The 17,318-nt window shown below is 71.3% G+C and carries 10 protein-coding genes; 4 read left to right on the top strand and 6 right to left on the bottom strand.

Annotation, left to right across the window (positions count from 1 at the left end):
* Nucleotides 1-97: 97 nt before the first annotated feature.
* Complete coding sequence (locus OG828_RS17230) at nucleotides 98-817, bottom strand: rhomboid-like protein (protein ID WP_443062409.1); 720 nt, start codon at nucleotides 815-817, stop codon at nucleotides 98-100.
* A 174-nt stretch (nucleotides 818-991) separates the two neighbouring features.
* Here OG828_RS17230 and OG828_RS17235 point away from each other — a divergent pair, with 174 nt between their 5' ends.
* From OG828_RS17235 to OG828_RS17250, 4 genes are all read left to right on the top strand, one after another.
* Complete coding sequence (locus OG828_RS17235; protein ID WP_328357039.1) at nucleotides 992-1,669, top strand: spermidine synthase; 678 nt, start codon at nucleotides 992-994, stop codon at nucleotides 1,667-1,669.
* Nucleotides 1,670-1,793: 124 nt separating this feature from the next.
* Entirely contained in the window at nucleotides 1,794-2,534 is a 741-nt protein-coding gene (locus OG828_RS17240) for a response regulator transcription factor (RefSeq protein WP_155056874.1), read from the top strand.
* Nucleotides 2,531-3,637 carry a HAMP domain-containing sensor histidine kinase gene (locus tag OG828_RS17245; protein WP_328357043.1) on the top strand — a complete coding sequence of 369 codons (1,107 nt, stop codon included), beginning with the start codon at nucleotides 2,531-2,533 and terminating at the stop codon, nucleotides 3,635-3,637. The genes OG828_RS17240 and OG828_RS17245 overlap by 4 nt, the downstream gene beginning before the upstream one ends.
* A 281-nt stretch (nucleotides 3,638-3,918) precedes the next feature.
* Complete coding sequence (locus OG828_RS17250; RefSeq protein WP_328501639.1) at nucleotides 3,919-7,692, top strand: multifunctional oxoglutarate decarboxylase/oxoglutarate dehydrogenase thiamine pyrophosphate-binding subunit/dihydrolipoyllysine-residue succinyltransferase subunit; 3,774 nt, start codon at nucleotides 3,919-3,921, stop codon at nucleotides 7,690-7,692.
* A 123-nt stretch (nucleotides 7,693-7,815) separates the two neighbouring features.
* On the opposite strand, the gene fxsT is transcribed toward OG828_RS17250, so the two are convergent.
* From fxsT to OG828_RS17275, 5 genes are all read right to left on the bottom strand, one after another.
* Nucleotides 7,816-10,824 (bottom strand): FxSxx-COOH system tetratricopeptide repeat protein, encoded by a 3,009-nt coding sequence (fxsT, locus tag OG828_RS17255; RefSeq protein WP_328357049.1) that lies wholly within the window; start codon nucleotides 10,822-10,824, stop codon nucleotides 7,816-7,818.
* A 130-nt stretch (nucleotides 10,825-10,954) separates the two neighbouring features.
* Nucleotides 10,955-12,406, bottom strand: a complete 1,452-nt coding sequence (locus OG828_RS17260; RefSeq protein WP_328504884.1) for an aKG-HExxH-type peptide beta-hydroxylase — start codon at nucleotides 12,404-12,406, stop codon at nucleotides 10,955-10,957.
* Nucleotides 12,406-13,596, bottom strand: coding sequence for an FxsB family cyclophane-forming radical SAM/SPASM peptide maturase (locus tag OG828_RS17265; protein ID WP_328501640.1), 1,191 nt, complete (start codon nucleotides 13,594-13,596; stop codon nucleotides 12,406-12,408). The genes OG828_RS17260 and OG828_RS17265 overlap by 1 nt, the downstream gene beginning before the upstream one ends.
* 159 nt (nucleotides 13,597-13,755) lie before the next feature.
* Nucleotides 13,756-13,935: an FxSxx-COOH cyclophane-containing RiPP peptide gene (gene fxsA / locus OG828_RS17270; RefSeq protein ID WP_328501641.1), complete on the bottom strand. Its 180-nt coding sequence runs from the start codon at nucleotides 13,933-13,935 to the stop codon at nucleotides 13,756-13,758.
* A gap of 26 nt (nucleotides 13,936-13,961) precedes the next feature.
* Nucleotides 13,962-17,318 (bottom strand): SAV_2336 N-terminal domain-related protein, encoded by a 3,357-nt coding sequence (locus OG828_RS17275; RefSeq protein ID WP_328501642.1) that lies wholly within the window; start codon nucleotides 17,316-17,318, stop codon nucleotides 13,962-13,964.

The raw sequence follows: 17,318 nt of genomic DNA on the forward strand, positions 1-17,318 counted from the left end.
CTGTCAGCGATCGAGGCGACGGCGCTGGTGAAGGGGGAAGCGCCGCAGGCGCCCGCGAATTCCCGGTGCTACCAGGTCGGTGCGCGGGGCTGTGTCGCTAGCGCGAAGCGCGCCGCACGATCGGCCACATCCCGATCCCAACCCCCAGCGCGATCAAATGCCCCCAATTGGACATCGGATCCAGAAACGCCATCAGGTCATCCACCAGCACCCACCCGAACAGCCCCAGCAGCGGCCACCGCAGCCACGGCGACAGCAGCCCCGCCAACGCACCGATCGACGCCGCGACGCCGAAGCTGATGCCGTAGTCGAGGCGATGGAGCGAGGAGTCGGGCAGATGGCCCGCCAGTACCGCGAGGCCGATGGGGACTTCGGTCGCGAGGGTGGCCAGCACATGCCCGGCCAGGAACACAAGGGCCGTACGCGCCCCGCCGATCCGCCGTTCCAGGGCGGTGAGGACGAGCAGGAAGGCCACCGCGTACGGCGACAGCAGTCCGCCCGCGACCCACAGCGCGCTGGCCAGCAGCACGAACACGGGGGTGGTGACGAGGTGCGCCACGTCCGTGCTGGAGCCCTGGACGAGGGTGTGGACGACGGCCGGATCGGCGTACTCCATGATCAGCGAGGTGCCCGCCAGCACGGCCGCGTAGGTGAAGGTGAAGGGGGTGCCTGTGGGGGTGGGCAGCAACTGCCATGGACGGCGGGCTCGCTTGCGAGGGGGCGCCGGCATCGGGCCCCGTTGCCGCGGCACCCCGTTCAGCAGCCCGGAGACCTCGGGAAGGACGTCAGGAGACGTCGTCGGCGCGTTCCGTTCCACCGTGCGGCGCTCCTTCCGTTGCTCCGCCACCCTCCGCGCCCTCGCGAGCCGTCGTCTGTGACGGACGCCACCTCGCAGCCGATTCACACCGAACTCTCAGACGACCACCGGCGACCCCGTGGCCTCTCCGCGAATTCCGTCAACAATCCGTCAAAGAAGTGCCACGATGGGTCGATGCCCACCGCATACGACATGCCCGAAGTCCTGGACCGTCGCGAGGGCCCGTACGGAGAGGTCGTCCTGCGCCGCCACGGCGGACTGCTGCAGATCATCGCGAACGGCTGCTTCCTGATGGACACCTCCGACGGCCGCTCGGAGCGGCGGCTCGTCGACGTGGCGCTCGATGCCCTGGACGCCCGTGAGCGGCCGACCGTGCTGATCGGAGGCCTGGGCGTCGGTTTCTCGCTCGCGCATGCGACGGAGAACCGGCGCTGGGGCCGCATCACCGTCGTCGAACGCGAGCCGGCCGTCATCGACTGGCACCGCGAAGGTCCGCTGTCCGAAGTGTCCGCAAAGGCCCTCACGGATCCCCGCACGGAGATCGTCGAGAGTGACCTGATCTCTTACGTCAATGAGACTTGCGACACGTTCGACGCCCTGTGCCTCGACATCGACAACGGACCCGAATGGACCGTCACCGAGGGCAACGAGGGGCTGTACTCACCGGCCGGACTGGCAAGTTGCGCACGGGTGTTGAGGCCAGGGGGTGTACTGGCCGTATGGTCGGCGAAGCCCTCTCCGGAATTTGAAGGAACCCTATGGAATGCCGGTTTCCAACAGGTGCGTACCGATGAGATCCCGGTTGCCCGGGGCGTTCCGGACGTCGTGCATCTCGGCGTCCGACCTGGATAGCAAACGGCCGGTGACTCCCCGTACTCTGCTTCCCTGACGCCGATCATTCAAGCGTCAATCGCAGACATGCGCAGTCATAAGGGATCACCCCACGGATTCCGGAAAGCAACTTCAGGGGCGGGCGATGGAGCAGACACACACCTCCCACAACGGCACGGCGACGGCCACCCCGGGCGCACAGCGCCGGGTGCTGGTGGTCGAGGACGACCCCACGATCGTGGACGCCATCGCCACCCGCCTGCGTGCCGAAGGATTTCTCGTACAGACGGCGGGCGACGGCCCGGCCGCCGTCGACACGGCCGAGGCCTGGCAGCCTGATCTGCTGATCCTCGACATCATGCTGCCGGGCTTCGACGGCCTGGAGGTCTGCCGGCGCGTGCAGGCCGCGCGGCCGGTGCCGGTGCTGATGCTCACGGCACGTGACGACGAGACGGACATGCTGGTCGGGCTCGGCGTCGGCGCCGACGACTACATGACCAAGCCGTTCTCCATGCGGGAGCTGGCCGCCCGGGTGCACGTACTGCTGCGCCGGGTGGAGCGGGCCGCGATCGCCGCCTCCACGCCGCGCAGCGGCATCCTGCGCCTCGGTGAGCTGGAGATCGACCACGCGCAGCGCCGGGTGCGGGTCAGGTCCGAGGACGTGCACCTCACGCCCACCGAGTTCGATCTGCTGGTCTGCCTGGCGAACACCCCACGCGCGGTGCTCTCCCGTGAGCAGTTGCTCGCCGAGGTGTGGGACTGGGCGGACGCCTCCGGCACCCGGACCGTCGACAGCCACATCAAGGCGCTGCGGCGGAAGATCGGTGCCGAGCGGATCCGGACGGTGCACGGCGTGGGCTATGCGCTGGAGACGCCGACGCCATGACCGACGGGCCTGCCCCGCGCAGAGGCCCCGGGGGACCCTGGGGCGGCGTACGTCCGTTCTCGATCAAGACCAAGCTGGGCGCGCTCGTCGTCATCTCGGTCCTGATCACCACCGGTCTGATGATGATCGCGATGCGCACCGAGACCGAGCTGCGCTTCATCACGGTCTTCTCGATGATCGCCACTCTGCTGATCACGCAGTTCGTGGCGCACTCGCTGACCGCGCCGCTGGACGAGATGAACGCGGTGGCCCGGTCCATCGCGCAGGGCGACTACACGCGCCGGGTGCGGGACAACCGGCGTGACGAGCTGGGCGATCTGGCCGAGACGATCAATGCCATGGCCGACGAGCTGGAGGAGCAGGAGCGCCAGCGCAAGGAGCTGGTGGCGAATGTCTCGCACGAGCTGCGGACGCCGATCGCGGGCCTGCGCGCGGTCCTGGAGAACATCGTCGACGGCGTCACCGAGGCCGACCCGGAGACCATGCGGACGGCCCTGAAACAGACGGAGCGGCTCGGGCGGCTGGTGGAGACCCTGCTCGACCTGTCCCGGCTCGACAACGGCGTGGTACCGCTGAAGAAGCGGCGTTTCGAGGTGTGGCCGTATCTGTCGGGCGTGCTCAAGGAAGCCAACATGGTCGCCCCGGTCCGCGCGGGCATCGCGTCCGGATCCGGCACCCACACCCGTACGGACGTCCATCTGCACCTCGACGTCTCCCCGCCGGAGCTGACCGCGCACGCCGACCCCGAGCGGATCCACCAGGTCGTCGCCAACCTGATCGACAACGCGGTCAAGCACAGCCCGCCGCACGGCCGGGTGACGGTGAAGGCCCGGCGCGGGAACTGCCCCGAGTCGCTGGAGCTGGAGGTCCTCGACGAGGGGCCCGGTATCCCCAGGTCGGAGTGGCACCGCGTGTTCGAGCGGTTCAACCGGGGAGCCGTGAACCGCCCGCACGGACCCGGCAGCGACGGTGGCACGGGGCTGGGCCTGGCGATCGCCCGCTGGGCGGTGGATCTGCACGGCGGCCGGATCGGCGTGGCCGAATCCAAGCGGGGTTGCCGGATTCTGATCACCCTTCCGGGCGAGCCTTCCATGCAAAGTTGACGTAAAGTTCGATCCGGAGCCACAAGATCCACGCCGGTCCCCGCTGCGGGACACGTGTGATCAGGCAGAGGCCCGCGCCGTGATCGCGCCGGGTCGGGGCCGAGCCATCCCTTCCGCACCGGAACCTCGCTTGTTTCCCGCCATTTCCACCACCGAAACACGCGGTTCAGTGTGACTTACACGACGATGGGCAGGCCCGGACTGACCTACGCGGCCATGGGGGCGTAGCCTTGATTCCCGCTGTCCATCACCTTGTGAAGCGGAAGAGGGCGGTTGCCGCCGTGTCGCCACAGTCCCCCAGTAACTCGAGCATCTCGACCGACACCGACCAAGCGGGGAAGAACCCCGCGGCCGCGTTCGGGCCGAACGAGTGGCTCGTCGACGAGATCTATCAGCAGTACCTCCAGGACCCGAATTCCGTAGACCGCGCCTGGTGGGACTTCTTCGCCGACTACAAGCCCGGGGCCGCCGCCCCGTCGGCTCCGGCGGGTACCGCGGCCGCGGGGGCCGCGGGCACCACCACCACGGCTCAGCCGGCGCAGACCCCGGCCGCACCGGCCGCTCCCGCGGCCCCGGCTCCGGCGCCCGCGGCCCCGAAGCCCGCCGCCGCGACTCCCGCCCCGGCGAAGGCGCCCGCCAAGCCCGCGGCCGCCGCGCCCAAGGCCGCGCCCGCGACCCAGGCCCCCGACGGCCCGGAGTACGTGACGCTGCGCGGCCCCTCCGCCGCGGTCGCCAAGAACATGAACGCGTCGCTGGAGCTGCCCACGGCCACGTCCGTGCGCGCGGTCCCGGTGAAGCTGCTGTTCGACAACCGCATCGTCATCAACAACCACCTCAAGCGCGCCCGGGGCGGGAAGATCTCCTTCACGCACCTGATCGGCTACGCGATGGTGCAGGCCATCAAGGCCATGCCGTCGATGAACTACGCGTTCGGCGAGAAGGACGGCAAGCCGACGCTGGTCAAGCCGGCGCACATCAACCTCGGCCTCGCCATCGACCTGGTGAAGCCGAACGGCGACCGCCAGCTGGTCGTCGCGGCCATCAAGAAGGCCGAGACGCTGAACTTCTTCGAGTTCTGGCAGGCCTACGAGGACATCGTCCGTCGCGCCCGCGACAACAAGCTGACGATGGACGACTTCACCGGTGTCACGGTCTCGCTGACCAACCCCGGCGGCCTCGGCACGGTCCACTCGGTCCCCCGCCTGATGCCCGGTCAGTCGGTCATCATGGGCGTCGGCTCCATGGACTACCCGGCGGAGTTCCAGGGCACCTCCCAGGACACGCTGAACAAGCTCGGCATCTCCAAGGTCATGACGCTCACGTCGACGTACGACCACCGGGTGATCCAGGGCGCGGCCTCCGGCGAGTTCCTGCGCGCCGTCGCCAACCTGCTCCTCGGCGAGAACGGCTTCTACGACGAGATCTTCGAGTCGCTGCGCATCCCCTACGAGCCGGTCCGCTGGCTCAAGGACATCGACGCCTCGCACGACGACGACGTCACCAAGGCCGCCCGCGTCTTCGAGCTGATCCACTCCTACCGGGTCCGCGGCCACGTCATGGCCGACACCGACCCGCTGGAGTACCGCCAGCGCAAGCACCCCGACCTCGACATCGTCGAGCACGGCCTCACCCTGTGGGACCTGGAGCGCGAGTTCGCCGTCGGCGGCTTCGCCGGCAAGTCGATGATGAAGCTGCGCGACATCCTCGGCGTGCTGCGCGACTCGTACTGCCGCACCACCGGCATCGAGTTCATGCACATCCAGGACCCCAAGCAGCGCAAGTGGATCCAGGACCGGGTCGAGCGCGGCCACACCAAGCCGGAGCGCGAGGAGCAGCTGCGCATCCTGCGCCGGCTGAACGCCGCTGAGGCCTTCGAGACGTTCCTGCAGACGAAGTACGTCGGCCAGAAGCGCTTCTCCCTGGAGGGCGGCGAGTCCGTCATCCCGCTGCTGGACGCGGTGCTGGACTCAGCCGCCGAGTCCCGCCTGGACGAGGTCGTCATCGGCATGGCCCACCGCGGCCGGCTGAACGTCCTCGCGAACATCGTCGGCAAGTCGTACGCCCAGATCTTCCGCGAGTTCGAGGGCAACCTCGACCCGAAGTCGATGCACGGCTCCGGCGACGTGAAGTACCACCTGGGCGCCGAGGGCACGTTCACGGGCCTGGACGGCGAGCAGATCAAGGTCTCGCTGGCCGCGAACCCGTCCCACCTGGAGACGGTCGACCCGGTCATCGAGGGCATCTCCCGCGCCAAGCAGGACATCATCAACAAGGGCGGCACGGACTTCACGGTCCTGCCGGTGGCGATCCACGGCGACGCGGCCTTCGCGGGCCAGGGCGTGGTGGCCGAGACCCTGAACATGTCGCAGCTGCGCGGCTACCGCACCGGCGGCACGGTCCACGTCGTCATCAACAACCAGGTGGGCTTCACCGCCGCGCCGGAGTCGTCCCGCTCGTCGATGTACGCCACCGACGTGGCGCGCATGATCGAGGCCCCGATCTTCCATGTGAACGGCGACGACCCGGAGGCCTGCGTGCGCGTCGCGCGGCTGGCCTTCGAGTTCCGCCAGGCGTTCAACAAGGACGTGGTGATCGACCTCATCTGCTACCGCCGCCGCGGTCACAACGAGTCGGACAACCCGGCCTTCACCCAGCCGCTGATGTACGACCTGATCGACAAGAAGCGCTCGGTGCGCAAGCTGTACACCGAGTCCCTGATCGGTCGCGGCGACATCACCCTGGAAGAGGCCGAGCAGGCGCTGCAGGACTACCAGGGCCAGTTGGAGAAGGTCTTCACGGAGGTCCGTGAGGCGGTCTCGCAGCCGGCCGCGGCTCCGGTGTCGGACCCGCAGGCCGACTTCCCGGTCGCCGTGGGCACCGCGATCTCCACGGAGGTCGTGAAGCGGATCGCCGAGTCCCAGGTCAACATCCCGGACTCCTTCAACGTCCACCCGCGTCTGCTGCCGCAGTTGCAGCGCCGGGCGGCGATGGTCGAGGACGGCACGATCGACTGGGGCATGGGCGAGACCCTCGCGGTCGGCTCCCTCCTGCTGGAGGGCACCCCGGTCCGCCTGTCCGGCCAGGACTCCCAGCGCGGCACCTTCGGCCAGCGCCACGCGGTGCTCATCGACCGTCAGACGGGCGAGGAGTACACCCCGCTGCAGTACCTCGCCGAGGACCAGGCGCGGTACAACGTCTACAACTCCCTGCTGTCCGAGTACGCGGTCATGGGCTTCGAGTACGGCTACTCGCTGGCCCGTCCCGAGGCGCTGGTGATGTGGGAGGCGCAGTTCGGCGACTTCGTCAACGGCGCGCAGACGATCGTCGACGAGTACATCTCGGCGGCGGAGCAGAAGTGGGGCCAGACGAGCGGCGTGACGCTGCTCCTCCCGCACGGCTACGAGGGCCAGGGCCCGGACCACTCCTCGGCCCGCGTCGAGCGCTTCCTCCAGCTCTGCGCCCAGAACAACATGACGGTCGCGATGCCGACGCTCCCGTCGAACTACTTCCACCTCCTGCGGTGGCAGGTGCACAACCCGCACCACAAGCCGCTGGTGGTCTTCACGCCGAAGTCGATGCTGCGCCTCAAGGCCGCCGCGTCGAAGACGGAGGAGTTCACGTCGGGTCAGTTCCGCCCGGTCATCGGCGACGCGAGCGCGGATCCGGCCGCGGTCCGCAAGGTCGTCTTCGTGGCGGGCAAGCTGTACTACGACCTGGAGGCGGAGCGTCAGAAGCGCGGCGCCATCGACACGGCGATCATCCGCATCGAGCGGCTGTACCCGCTGCCGGGTGCCGAGCTCCAGGCCGAGATCGCCAAGTACTCGAACGCCGAGAAGTACCTGTGGGCCCAGGAGGAGCCGGCGAACCAGGGTGCCTGGCCGTTCATCGCCCTCAACCTGATCGACCACCTGGACCTCGCGGTCGGCGCCGACATCCCGCACGGCGAGCGGCTGCGGCGCATCTCGCGCCCGCACGGCTCGTCCCCGGCGGTGGGCTCCGCGAAGCGGCACCAGGCGGAGCAGGAGCAGTTGGTGCGTGAGGTGTTCGAGGCGTAGTCCTCGCGGACGGCACCTACGACGGCACACGCCGAAGGGCCCGGTTCCGGAGTTTCTCCGGGGCCGGGCCCTTCGGCGTCGGTTCTGGGTTCTGCTACCCGTCACCCGTCATGTGGTCTGGCGTCATGTGGTCTGGGGTTCGAAGTCCCAGTACGGACGGTTGCGGGAACGGGCCGAGATGGTGTGGACGTGCTGCCGGCCCAGTGTCGCCTCGAGGTCCGAGAGTGCCTCCTGCTCGACCTTCTCCGCCTGTCGGCGCTCCCGCAGCCCACGGAGGTCGGCGGCGTGCGCGATACGCGCCGACAGGGTGAGCGGGTGGGTGCGTCCGAGTGTCCCGGCGGCGCGAGTGACCGTGTCCCTGCTGAGTGCGGCGGCACCCTCGGTGTCGCCGATGAGGTTGCGCAGGGCCGAGGTGTTGACGGCGCTGCCCAGCGTCCAGGGGTGGTCCGGCCCGACCGCCTGGGTCATCTCGGCCAGCGCCTGCTCGATGAGGACGTGGCTGTGCTCCCGTTCGCCCACGTTCCTGAGGATCAGCGCCTGATTGGCGCGTGCCCCGGCGATGAACGGGTGCCCCTCGGCGAACATCAGCTCGTAGCGGGCCACGATGGCCTCGCTCAGCTCCCGTGCCTGGTCGATGTCGCCGTTCTCCCGCGCGAAGCAGCTCTGCGCGCAGCCGAACATCAGGGTCCACGGGTGGGTCTCGCCCATCACCCGCTCACCGCGCTCCAGGACGCTGGTCAAGAGCTTCCCGGCCTGCCCCCGGTCACCGTTGCGGTAATGGCACAGCGCGAGGTTGTACTCCGCTTTGAGGGTCTGCGGGTTGGTCTCGCCCATGGTGATGCGGTTCTCCCGGACGCTCTGCGCCTGGACCGACTCCGCCTCGCCGTAGCGGCCGAGCAGCCGCAGGTCGGTGGCGTAGGAGATCTGGGAGTCGAGGGTCCACGGGTGACGCCCCTTCAGCGCCGTCCGCCTCGCCTCCATGACCTGCCGGTCGAGGTCGAGCGCCTCGCCGTAGGCGCCCAGCAGCCGCAGGGAGACGGCCACGTTGTTGCGTGCGTTGAGCGTGCGGGAGTCCTGGTCGCCGAGGAGTTCCTTGTAGGCGGTCAGCACCCAGCGGTTGAGTTCCAGCGCCTCGTCGTACCGGCCGAGGCCGCGCAGGTCCGCCGCGAGTCCGCTGGCGGCGCGCAAGTGGTCCAGGTCCTGCGGTCCCCGTTCCTCCCGCAGATACTCGACGGCAGCGCGGTTGAGGGCCTCCGTACGGGCGTATTCGCCGGTCGCGCGCAGCACGTTGACGTAGTGGAAGGACAGCTCCCAGATCCGCGGGTGACTCTCCCCCAGCAGCCGGCGCCAGGCCTCCAGAGCGCGCCCGCCGAGTTTGATGCCGGCCGCGTACTCACCGGAGAAGTACATGTACCGCAGGCAGTTGAGCACCAGGCCCTGGACGCCCGGGTCCCGGCTGTTGAGGACGTCCGCGTATTTGAGGTGCGGCACGATCTCCGCGTACCCCGGCCACAGGCGGGTGTCGGTGGGCCTGCGTGGGTCGGCGGCCACCAGGGCCCGCCGGACCACGTCGACGAACTCCTCCCGGTCCCCTTCCGGCATGTCCTTGTGGACGATCTGATGGACCATGCGGTGCAGATAGACCGAGTCGCCCGAGGAGGTTCCCTCGTCGCCGGTGGCCTCGTGGGACTCCAGGCGGACCACCGAGTACTGGCGCAGCTGGTTGATCGCCTTGTTCCACAACAGCGGGTCGTCGAGCAGTCCGGCGATCTGTTCCGGCAGGTCGTCGCTGCGCATCTCCCGCAGCAGGCGTACGGGGATGAAGCCGGGCGCGAAGAAGGTGCACAGGCGCAGCAGGTCGACGGACTCGGGAACGGTCTCGCGGAGTTTGTTCAGCAGTATCGACCAGGCGGTCTGGAAGGCGAGGGGGAAGTCCGCGGACACCTTCACCACGTCCTGGTCGACACCGCCCTCCAGCAGCCCGATGTACTCCTCCACCGACAGGTCCGAGTCGTTCAGCCAGCCGGCGGTCTGGTCCAGCAGCAGCGGAAGGTCCTCAAGGGCCTCCGCCAGCTGGTCGGCCTCCGGCTCCGACAGCCTGGGCGCACGGCGGCGCAGGAAGGCGACCGACTCGAACCGTTCGTAGACCGGCACCGGCAGCAGCATGCTGTTGTGCTCGCTCCACTCGGGGTTGCGGGAGGTGATGATCACGTGTCCCGGGCCCGTCGGCACCATGTCCCAGATCTGATCGGGCTCGTCGGCGCCGTCCAGGATCAGCAGCCATCGGGCGTGCGGGTCACCGCGGCGCAGGGCGTCGCGGACGGCACGCAGCCGCTCGCCGTACTCCTGGCCGGTGTTCAGTCCCAGCCGGGGGGCGAGTTCGGCCAGCAGGCGCCGGTAGGTGGCGCGGCTCTCGGAGTTGACCCACCAGACGACGTCGTACTCGGAGTTGAAGCGGTAGACGTACTCGGCGGCGAGCTGGGTCTTGCCCACCCCGGACATGCCGTGGAAGGTCACCACGCCGGCGCCGGAGGACGCGTTCTGCAAGAGGTGGTAGGCCTCGTTGAGGAGCGACTCGCGGCCCGTGAACCGGGTGTTGCGGCGGGGTACCTGGCCCCACACCTCGGGCATGGACGCCGGGAAGCGGGGGGCGCGGCGCGCGGCGGCCCGCTCCGGGACGGGGTCGGACGGCAGGCCCAGGCGGTCGAGGAGTCGTCGCTCGGCTTCGTCGGCGCCCATGTTGATCAGCTCGACGGGGGCCAGTACTGCGGCGGCGGGAGGCACGGACGCCGTGGTGACCGAGACGGCCGCGAAGCGGGACGGGTCGGGGGCCACCACCTCCTCCAGCGCCTCGTTCCACTCCTCGCGGCTGCGTGGCCCCAACTGGAAGTACCACTCGCTGACGATGACGAGGATGCGGCCCTCGGCCAGCTTCAGGCCGCGCAGCAGGTCCACGAGCGGGACGTCGGCCGGGGAGTCCCAGCGCTGGTACACCACGCGCAGCCCTCTGCGCTCCAGCCGGTCACCGATCCAGGCGGCCCAGGCTCGGTTGAACCCGGCGAAGCTGATCGTGACGGTCTGTTTCGCCGCCTCCCCCTCGGTCGACCCGACCGGCGTACGAGCTCCAGACATGCAGCGGCCTCCAGCGCGTAGTCCACAAAAATCCTAGAACCTCGGCGCATCGCTGGTAAGTGAGGTGCACCCGCGAAAGACACCCAGGCTCGACGATCTTTCCGTAGCGGACGGTCCCACGCGGGTATTCTCAGCCATTTGGCGGCAGCGACGTGGACTGACGCTGCGTCCACAGGGTGCGTGAGGATTTCAGGTACGCCTGTGCGCGGGCGGTGTGGCCGCGGGGCGCGGGGTGTGCGGCCATACGTTCGTGGGCGGCGACCATCTCGTCGACGAACTGGCGTCCGCGCACGGTGAGATGCGGTGATCCGACGAGTGCCGGAAGGACCGCACCGACCTGGGCGCGGTAGCGCGCGTGCTGGGCCCATGCGGACTCTCGGTGCGCCGGTTCCCCGGTGAGCGCTCGGCGCTGGAAGAAGTCCGCGAGCCCGAGGTGCGCGTAGGCGCCCTGCAACAGACCGTCGTACGGGCGGGGATCGGGCCGCCAGGGTGCGAAGTACCGTGCGTCCGCAGCCGATTGATGCAGTGTCACCATGTCGCTCAGTGCCGCGAGCTTCGCGTGCTGCAGTTCGTGGACGAGTGTCCCGGCGAAGGCCACCGGGGAGGGCGGGGTGCTGCTCAGCAGGGCGCCGAACGCCTCGCGCCGAGTCGCGCTGCAACCGCCGCGGCCGTCCGCGCCCGGCGGCATCTCCAGCGGGACCAGGCACCGCAGCAGCGCCAGCGCCTCCGTCAGCCGGTGCCCGCCGCCCGAGCGCAGCGCGGCGGCGGTCCCCGACCAGGCCTGCAGCCACCGTTTGCGCTCCACGTCGTCCAGCGTGGTCGGTCCGCTCAGGGTGTGATGGCGGGGTCCGCCGCGCACGGCGCGATAGGGGTCGAGGTCGTCCAGGGGCATGGGCGCGGCACCGGACGTCAGCCCGGGCAGCGCGTGCGCCGGCGTCCAGGCCGGTGCTCCGGACCAGGCGCCGAAGCGGCTCTCCAGGAACACGACCACATCCGGAGCGTCGGTCTGCCGCAAGGTCAGGCGGCCGTCGCGCGCGTCCACTTCGACGGACACGTCGCCGGATCCCGCGGTGTGCAGCGCTCCGAGGGACGGCAGGCTGAGCACGCCGTCCCGGGCGGTCAGCCGCTTGGTGACGGGAATCCCGGCGCGTACGGCGGCCACCGTGACGAGCGCGCCGAAGTGGGCCAGGGCGCGCCGCAGTTCGCGTATTCGCTCGTCGTCGGCGGGTCCCGCCCCGGGAGCCAGCCCGCGCAGGCAGCTCACCGCCCACGGCCCGGTCAGCGGCTGGAGCAGCAGGGCACGCGCCGGGGAGACCGCGTCGCCCTCGGTGGCCTCGGCGCCGCGCCGGCCGGCCGGCGCGGCGCGGTCCGCTTCCGCCAGCAGCGCCCAGTCGTCCCTCAGGCGTGCTTTCTGCCCGGCGGAACACACCGCCGGATCAGCCGCGTCGGCCGCGTCGAGCACGGCCCGCAGCAGGAGCAGCCGTCGGGTGTCCTGGTCACGCACGAGCAGGGCGAGTGTGTCGGTGCCGCCTTCCGTGCGGCCGAGCTCGGCCAGAGCCCGGTCCGGGACCTGCGGGAGGATCACGGGCTGCCCCCTTCGGAAGAGGCCGGGAGGGCCGCGGCTGTCTCCCCGGCGAGCCTTGTGGCCACATGGCGGATGAACCGCTGCTGGTCGGCGCAGTACACGGACGGGTTCCGGAAACCGTGCTCCGCCCCGTACCGGTGGGCGTAGTGGCCGCCTCCGCAGACCGCCACGAGCGGGCAGGCCCGGCACTGCCCGGCGAGCGCCGCCGCGCCCGCCTGCCGGGCGGCCACGCCCGGATGCCGCAGGGCGTCGTCGAAGGTGTGCCGGAAGACGTCGAGGCCGGTCCGGGCCGCGCCGTCATAGGCCGATTTCAGGGAGTCCACCTGCTCGATCGCCCCGTCCGTCTCGACCACCACGGCGTCGACGGGCGCGAGCCCCAGCGACTCCGTGGCCGCGGGCAGCCCGAGCAGCAGCGCGATGCACTCCTCGAAGAGCCGCACCCGCGTTTCCCGCCGCCCGGCTTGCCACCAGCGGTCGAAGACGGCGCACAGCCAGTCGCCGTACACCGTCCCCGTACGGTCCCAGTGAGGTGGCGGAGCCGACCAGTTCCCGTGCGGCAGCAGCAGGTCCACGGCCGGTGGACGCAGGGCGAGGAGCGATTCGTAGGTCTCCACGGGCTCCTGGGTGGGGTCGACGACCGCGAGGATTCCGGCGTACGACCGCGGGAAGCGCTCGGCGACCAGACGCGCCCCGCGTGCGGCGGCGGGCCAGGACGGGCGCCCCGCGTGGTCGACACGCCGTGCGTTGTGGGCGGCGAGGCCTCCGTCGAGGCTGATGCCGACGCTGACGCGGTGCCGGGCCAGGACGGCCAGCCGGTGCTCGGTCAGCAGGGTGGCGTTGGTCTGGACGGTGGCCCGGACCGTGCACCCGGCCGGGACCCGGTCGCGGACCGCGGTGGTGAACCGGCCGAGGGTGGCCGCGCCCGCCAGCAGCGGTTCTCCGCCGTGCAGGACCAGGGAAAGGGCGGCCAGGTCGTGGCTGCGCGCGTGCTCCGCGATACGGGACGCGGTGCGGTCCAGCACCTCGGGGGAGGCGGCGGCGGACCGGGTGCGCCAGGTGTGGTCCGGGCCCGCGTAGAGGTAGCAGTAACGGCAGGCGAGGTTGCAGCGTCCGTGGACCTTCACCACGAACTGCCGGAAGGGGACGGGGTGTTCGGGCGCCGGACCGGGAAGGAGCTCTCCGGACACACCAGCACCCCCCATGTCGTCTGCTCGCGCCACGACCCCGGCCGCACGGATCGGTTTCCCGTACGGCGTCGTGCCCGAAACGCCGACTGTTCGATTCTGACCGATTCGGTAAACAACCCGACCGAAACTGACGTGACGCGCGTCGAGTGTCCGACGCACTCAGAAGGAGTTGTTCCACCCCCAGAGCATCTCCTTCGGGCGCAGCGACCGCTCCCGCAGATCCGCCAGCACCTCGCGCAGCACCGGGTTCTGAGAGGTCCTCAGCTCCTCCAGGTCCAGTCCCAGCACATCCGGCAGTGGCTCCGCGGCCTCCGGCCCGGCTTTCTCCCGTGCGTCCATACCCGGTTCCTCTCCCCTCGCCGCGCTCACTCCAGCTCCGCCAGCCGCTCGCCCGTGTCCCGTGCCGTCGGCGGACTCGTGCTCAGGCTGTCGGACGGCAGCTTCGACCACTGCCCGCGTGCCGCCCGATATGCCTCACGGGCGGCCCGGGGGCGCGCCGCCGCTTCGTAGGACATACCCCGCCAGTGGTGCGCCTGCGCGCCGAGTTCCACGGCTTCCTGACGCCGGCGGGCCGTCTGCGCCAGCGGCTCCGCCTCCCGGGCACGCTCGGCGGCCGCCCGGAACGCGTCGACCGCGTCGTCGAGCCGCCTGGGGCGGCCCAGGCTCCGGTACGCCTCGTACTGGGCCCGCCCGAGCTCCAGTCGGCACCGGGCGGCCAGCAACGGATCGTCGGCCTGCGCCGCGGCGAGCCCGAAGAGGTGCTCGGCCTCCCGGAGATCGACCCGGTCGCCCCGGGACCGGTACCGCAGCATCACCGCCTGGCCGAGCAGCAGCAGCCGGTGAGCGACCTGCCGACCGCCCTCGTGGGTCTCCATGCGGCAGTCCCGCAGGACCTTGATGGCCCGGGACAGGTCCTCCTGCGCCCGCGCCCCACTCTCCAGTCCCGCCAGCCGCAGCAGCACTCCGCCCCACTCGGCGAGCACCTCCGCGTGAGCGGGGGCGTCGCGCGGCATTCCGCGGGCGGCCTGTTCGAAACGGCCGGCGGCCTCGCGCAGCTCACGCGGTTCGCGCGACTCGTCGTACCGGGCCACGGCGATCCGTCCGGAGCGCACCAGCAACTCGGCCCGCAGGCCGCGTTCGCGGGCGAGTCCCAGTGCCGCCTCGACCCGCTCCCGCGCCTCGTCCAGCGATCCGCCCGACCTCAGCAGCGCGTCGAGCAGGTCGAGGTGGACACGTACCCGCTCCCGCACCGGTTCGACGGTCCCGCTCTCCAGCGCGTCACGCAGTGATTGCGCACTCTGCTCGGCGTAGCCCCGAGCCTGTTCGGGGTCGGTCGTGGACTCCGACAGGCGCAGCAGCACACGGCCGTGCGCCAGCGGGAGTTCGGCCGGCCGGCCACCGCGGTCGGGCCAGACGTCGACGAACGCCTCCAGCATGCCCACCGCGGTCTGCAGGAGCGCGCTGTCGCTGCCCAGGCGCCACTGCGCCCCGAGGGCGTCCACGCGCTCCAGGGTGAGCCGCAGCGCCTCGTTCTGGTCCAGGCCGGGCGCCGCGCAGGCCACGGCGTACTCGCGGTCGGCGCGGCGCAGCAGGTCGAGCGCACCGCGCGCGTCACCGCGGCGCCTGCGGTCGGTGGCGGCCGCGTGCAGGACCCGTGCCAGTACGGCCCGTTCGTGCACCGCGTGCGGATGGGCGACGGCACGCTCGGCCGCCGTCTCTGCCTCCTGGAGCAGTTCGGCGGCGCCCTGCACCTCCCACAGCCGCAGCGCGCAGCGCGCGTACTCGGCCCACAGCTCCGGATCCGTGCCGGGCGGCTGCTCGTGTTCGGCGGCCCCGCGCAGCATGTGCACGGCGTCGATGAGGTCCTGCACCATGCCCTCGCGGTCGAACCGGACGAGCAGCTCACGGGCCCGGATCACCGCCTCGTGCGTCGGCCGCTCCCCGGCGTGCCCCTGGCCGGGGCGGGCGCCGAAGAGCCTCAGCTGCTCGGGCAGCGGCATGAACCGTTCCAGGACCCGGACGGCCACTTCCGCGAAGGGCTGCGGCACCAGGGGCGCCGTGCCGCTGTCACCGTCCGCGGACTGCCCGTCGCCGGGGGCGTACGGGCGCCCCGAACCGCCGTTGCCGAGTTGCGCCAGGGCCAGCGCGGGAAAGTTGGGGCCGCCCTTGCCGAAGCGGTGCTCGATGTACTCGGAGCAGTGCTTGAGGACCAGCACGGCCTCGTCCCGGCCCAGCGTCGACAGCAGCGCCTCCTGCGCGTCCGGCTCCATCTCGTACCACTGGGCGCCGTCGTCCCCGTAGTCCTCCCGGGCCCGTGAGAGAAGGCCGCTGAGCAGGACCTCGGCAAGCTCGGACGGCCCCGAGTCCGGCAGCATGGTCCGCTGGACCAGCTGCATCACCGGCAGGCAGAGCGGAGCCGCGGCCAGGTAGACGGCGAGCCGGCCGGCCGCCGGGGAGGCGGTGGAGCGAAACCTGCTGACCCGCTCCACCGGCGTCCGCGACGGTCCCGGGCGCGGCCCCGGGGCGGGCTGATGGTCGGGGCGCACCCAGCCCACCGCCCCCGCCACCGGCCCGGCCCCGGTGCCGGAGAGCAGCCGCGCCCAGGCACCAAGCGCGACCGGCTCGGGCGGCAGCACAGGCACCGGCAGCGCGCCCTCAGGGGCGCCGGCCGACGATCGCACCCGCAGTGCGGCGGCGCCGCCCAGCGCCGCCCCACGCGTCAACTCGCCGTACGTCACCGGCAGTCGGGTGCGGTTCCACAGGCGCTGCGGCAGGGGCTGGAGCACCGCGGCCGGTGCCTGCCGGGAGAGGTGGTGGAGCAGTCGGTGGGCGTGGCCGCTGCGCCACAGCGGGCCGGCGCAGTCGCTGACCAGGAGCGTGATCCGCCGCCCTGTCGGGTCGCTCAGCCTCTCCACGGTGTGCAGCGGCGCCGCGGACGCGTCGGGGCTGCGGCCGACGACCGGTTCTCCGTCCGGGCCCTCGTGGAGATGGCTGATCTGGATGTCGCCGAAGGCGCCCAACTGGCCGAAGACCTGCTTCAGTTCGCGGAACAGCTGCTCCCACACGCGCATCGAGGGGGAGGCGTCCAGCACGAGTTGCAGCCGCGCGTCCCCCCGGATCACGGCCCGGTGGACGGGCAGGACGAGGCCGCCGGCCCGAGCGCTGAGGTCCGCTGTCGCTGCTTCGTCGAGCTCCGTGCGCAGCGGCGGAGCGGCGCTGCGGTAGGCCTGCAACGGCCGTAATGCGCGCTGGAGTTCGAGCTGGGACGGCAGGGCAGGGGCCATGGGCACCCCCACCGGCAGAGCCGTCAGCCGCCCCGGTCCCCCGATCCGCCGCGCCCCGCCCCGCGGCACCGGGTACAGCGTCACGCTCCGGCCGGAACCGACGTCCTGCGGTCGTGGTTCCGGCGGCAGGACCAGGGCGGGGCCCGGGTCCTCGGGCGCCACGGTGCCCGGCTCCCGGCCGGGCGGCCGACCGTCGGACGGCACCGGCATCGTGCCGGAGCCGGTGGGCACCTCCCCCGCGGCCTCGGTGTTCGCGGGCCGGATCCAGTCGGCCAGCCACAGCGCGTCACTGAGCTGCTCGGCGTCGGGGTCGAGCCCGATCTCCCGCAGCCGGAGGACCAGTTCGGCGATCGGGTCGCCCGTGGGCCCGCCGGACCGGCCGGCCTCGAAGTCCGGGCCGGAGGAGAGGGGACCGTGCCGCGCCGCCGCGTCGGGCAT

Origin of the sequence: Streptomyces sp. NBC_00457 (genome assembly GCF_036014015.1) — a bacterium.
GTDB lineage: Bacteria > Actinomycetota > Actinomycetes > Streptomycetales > Streptomycetaceae > Streptomyces.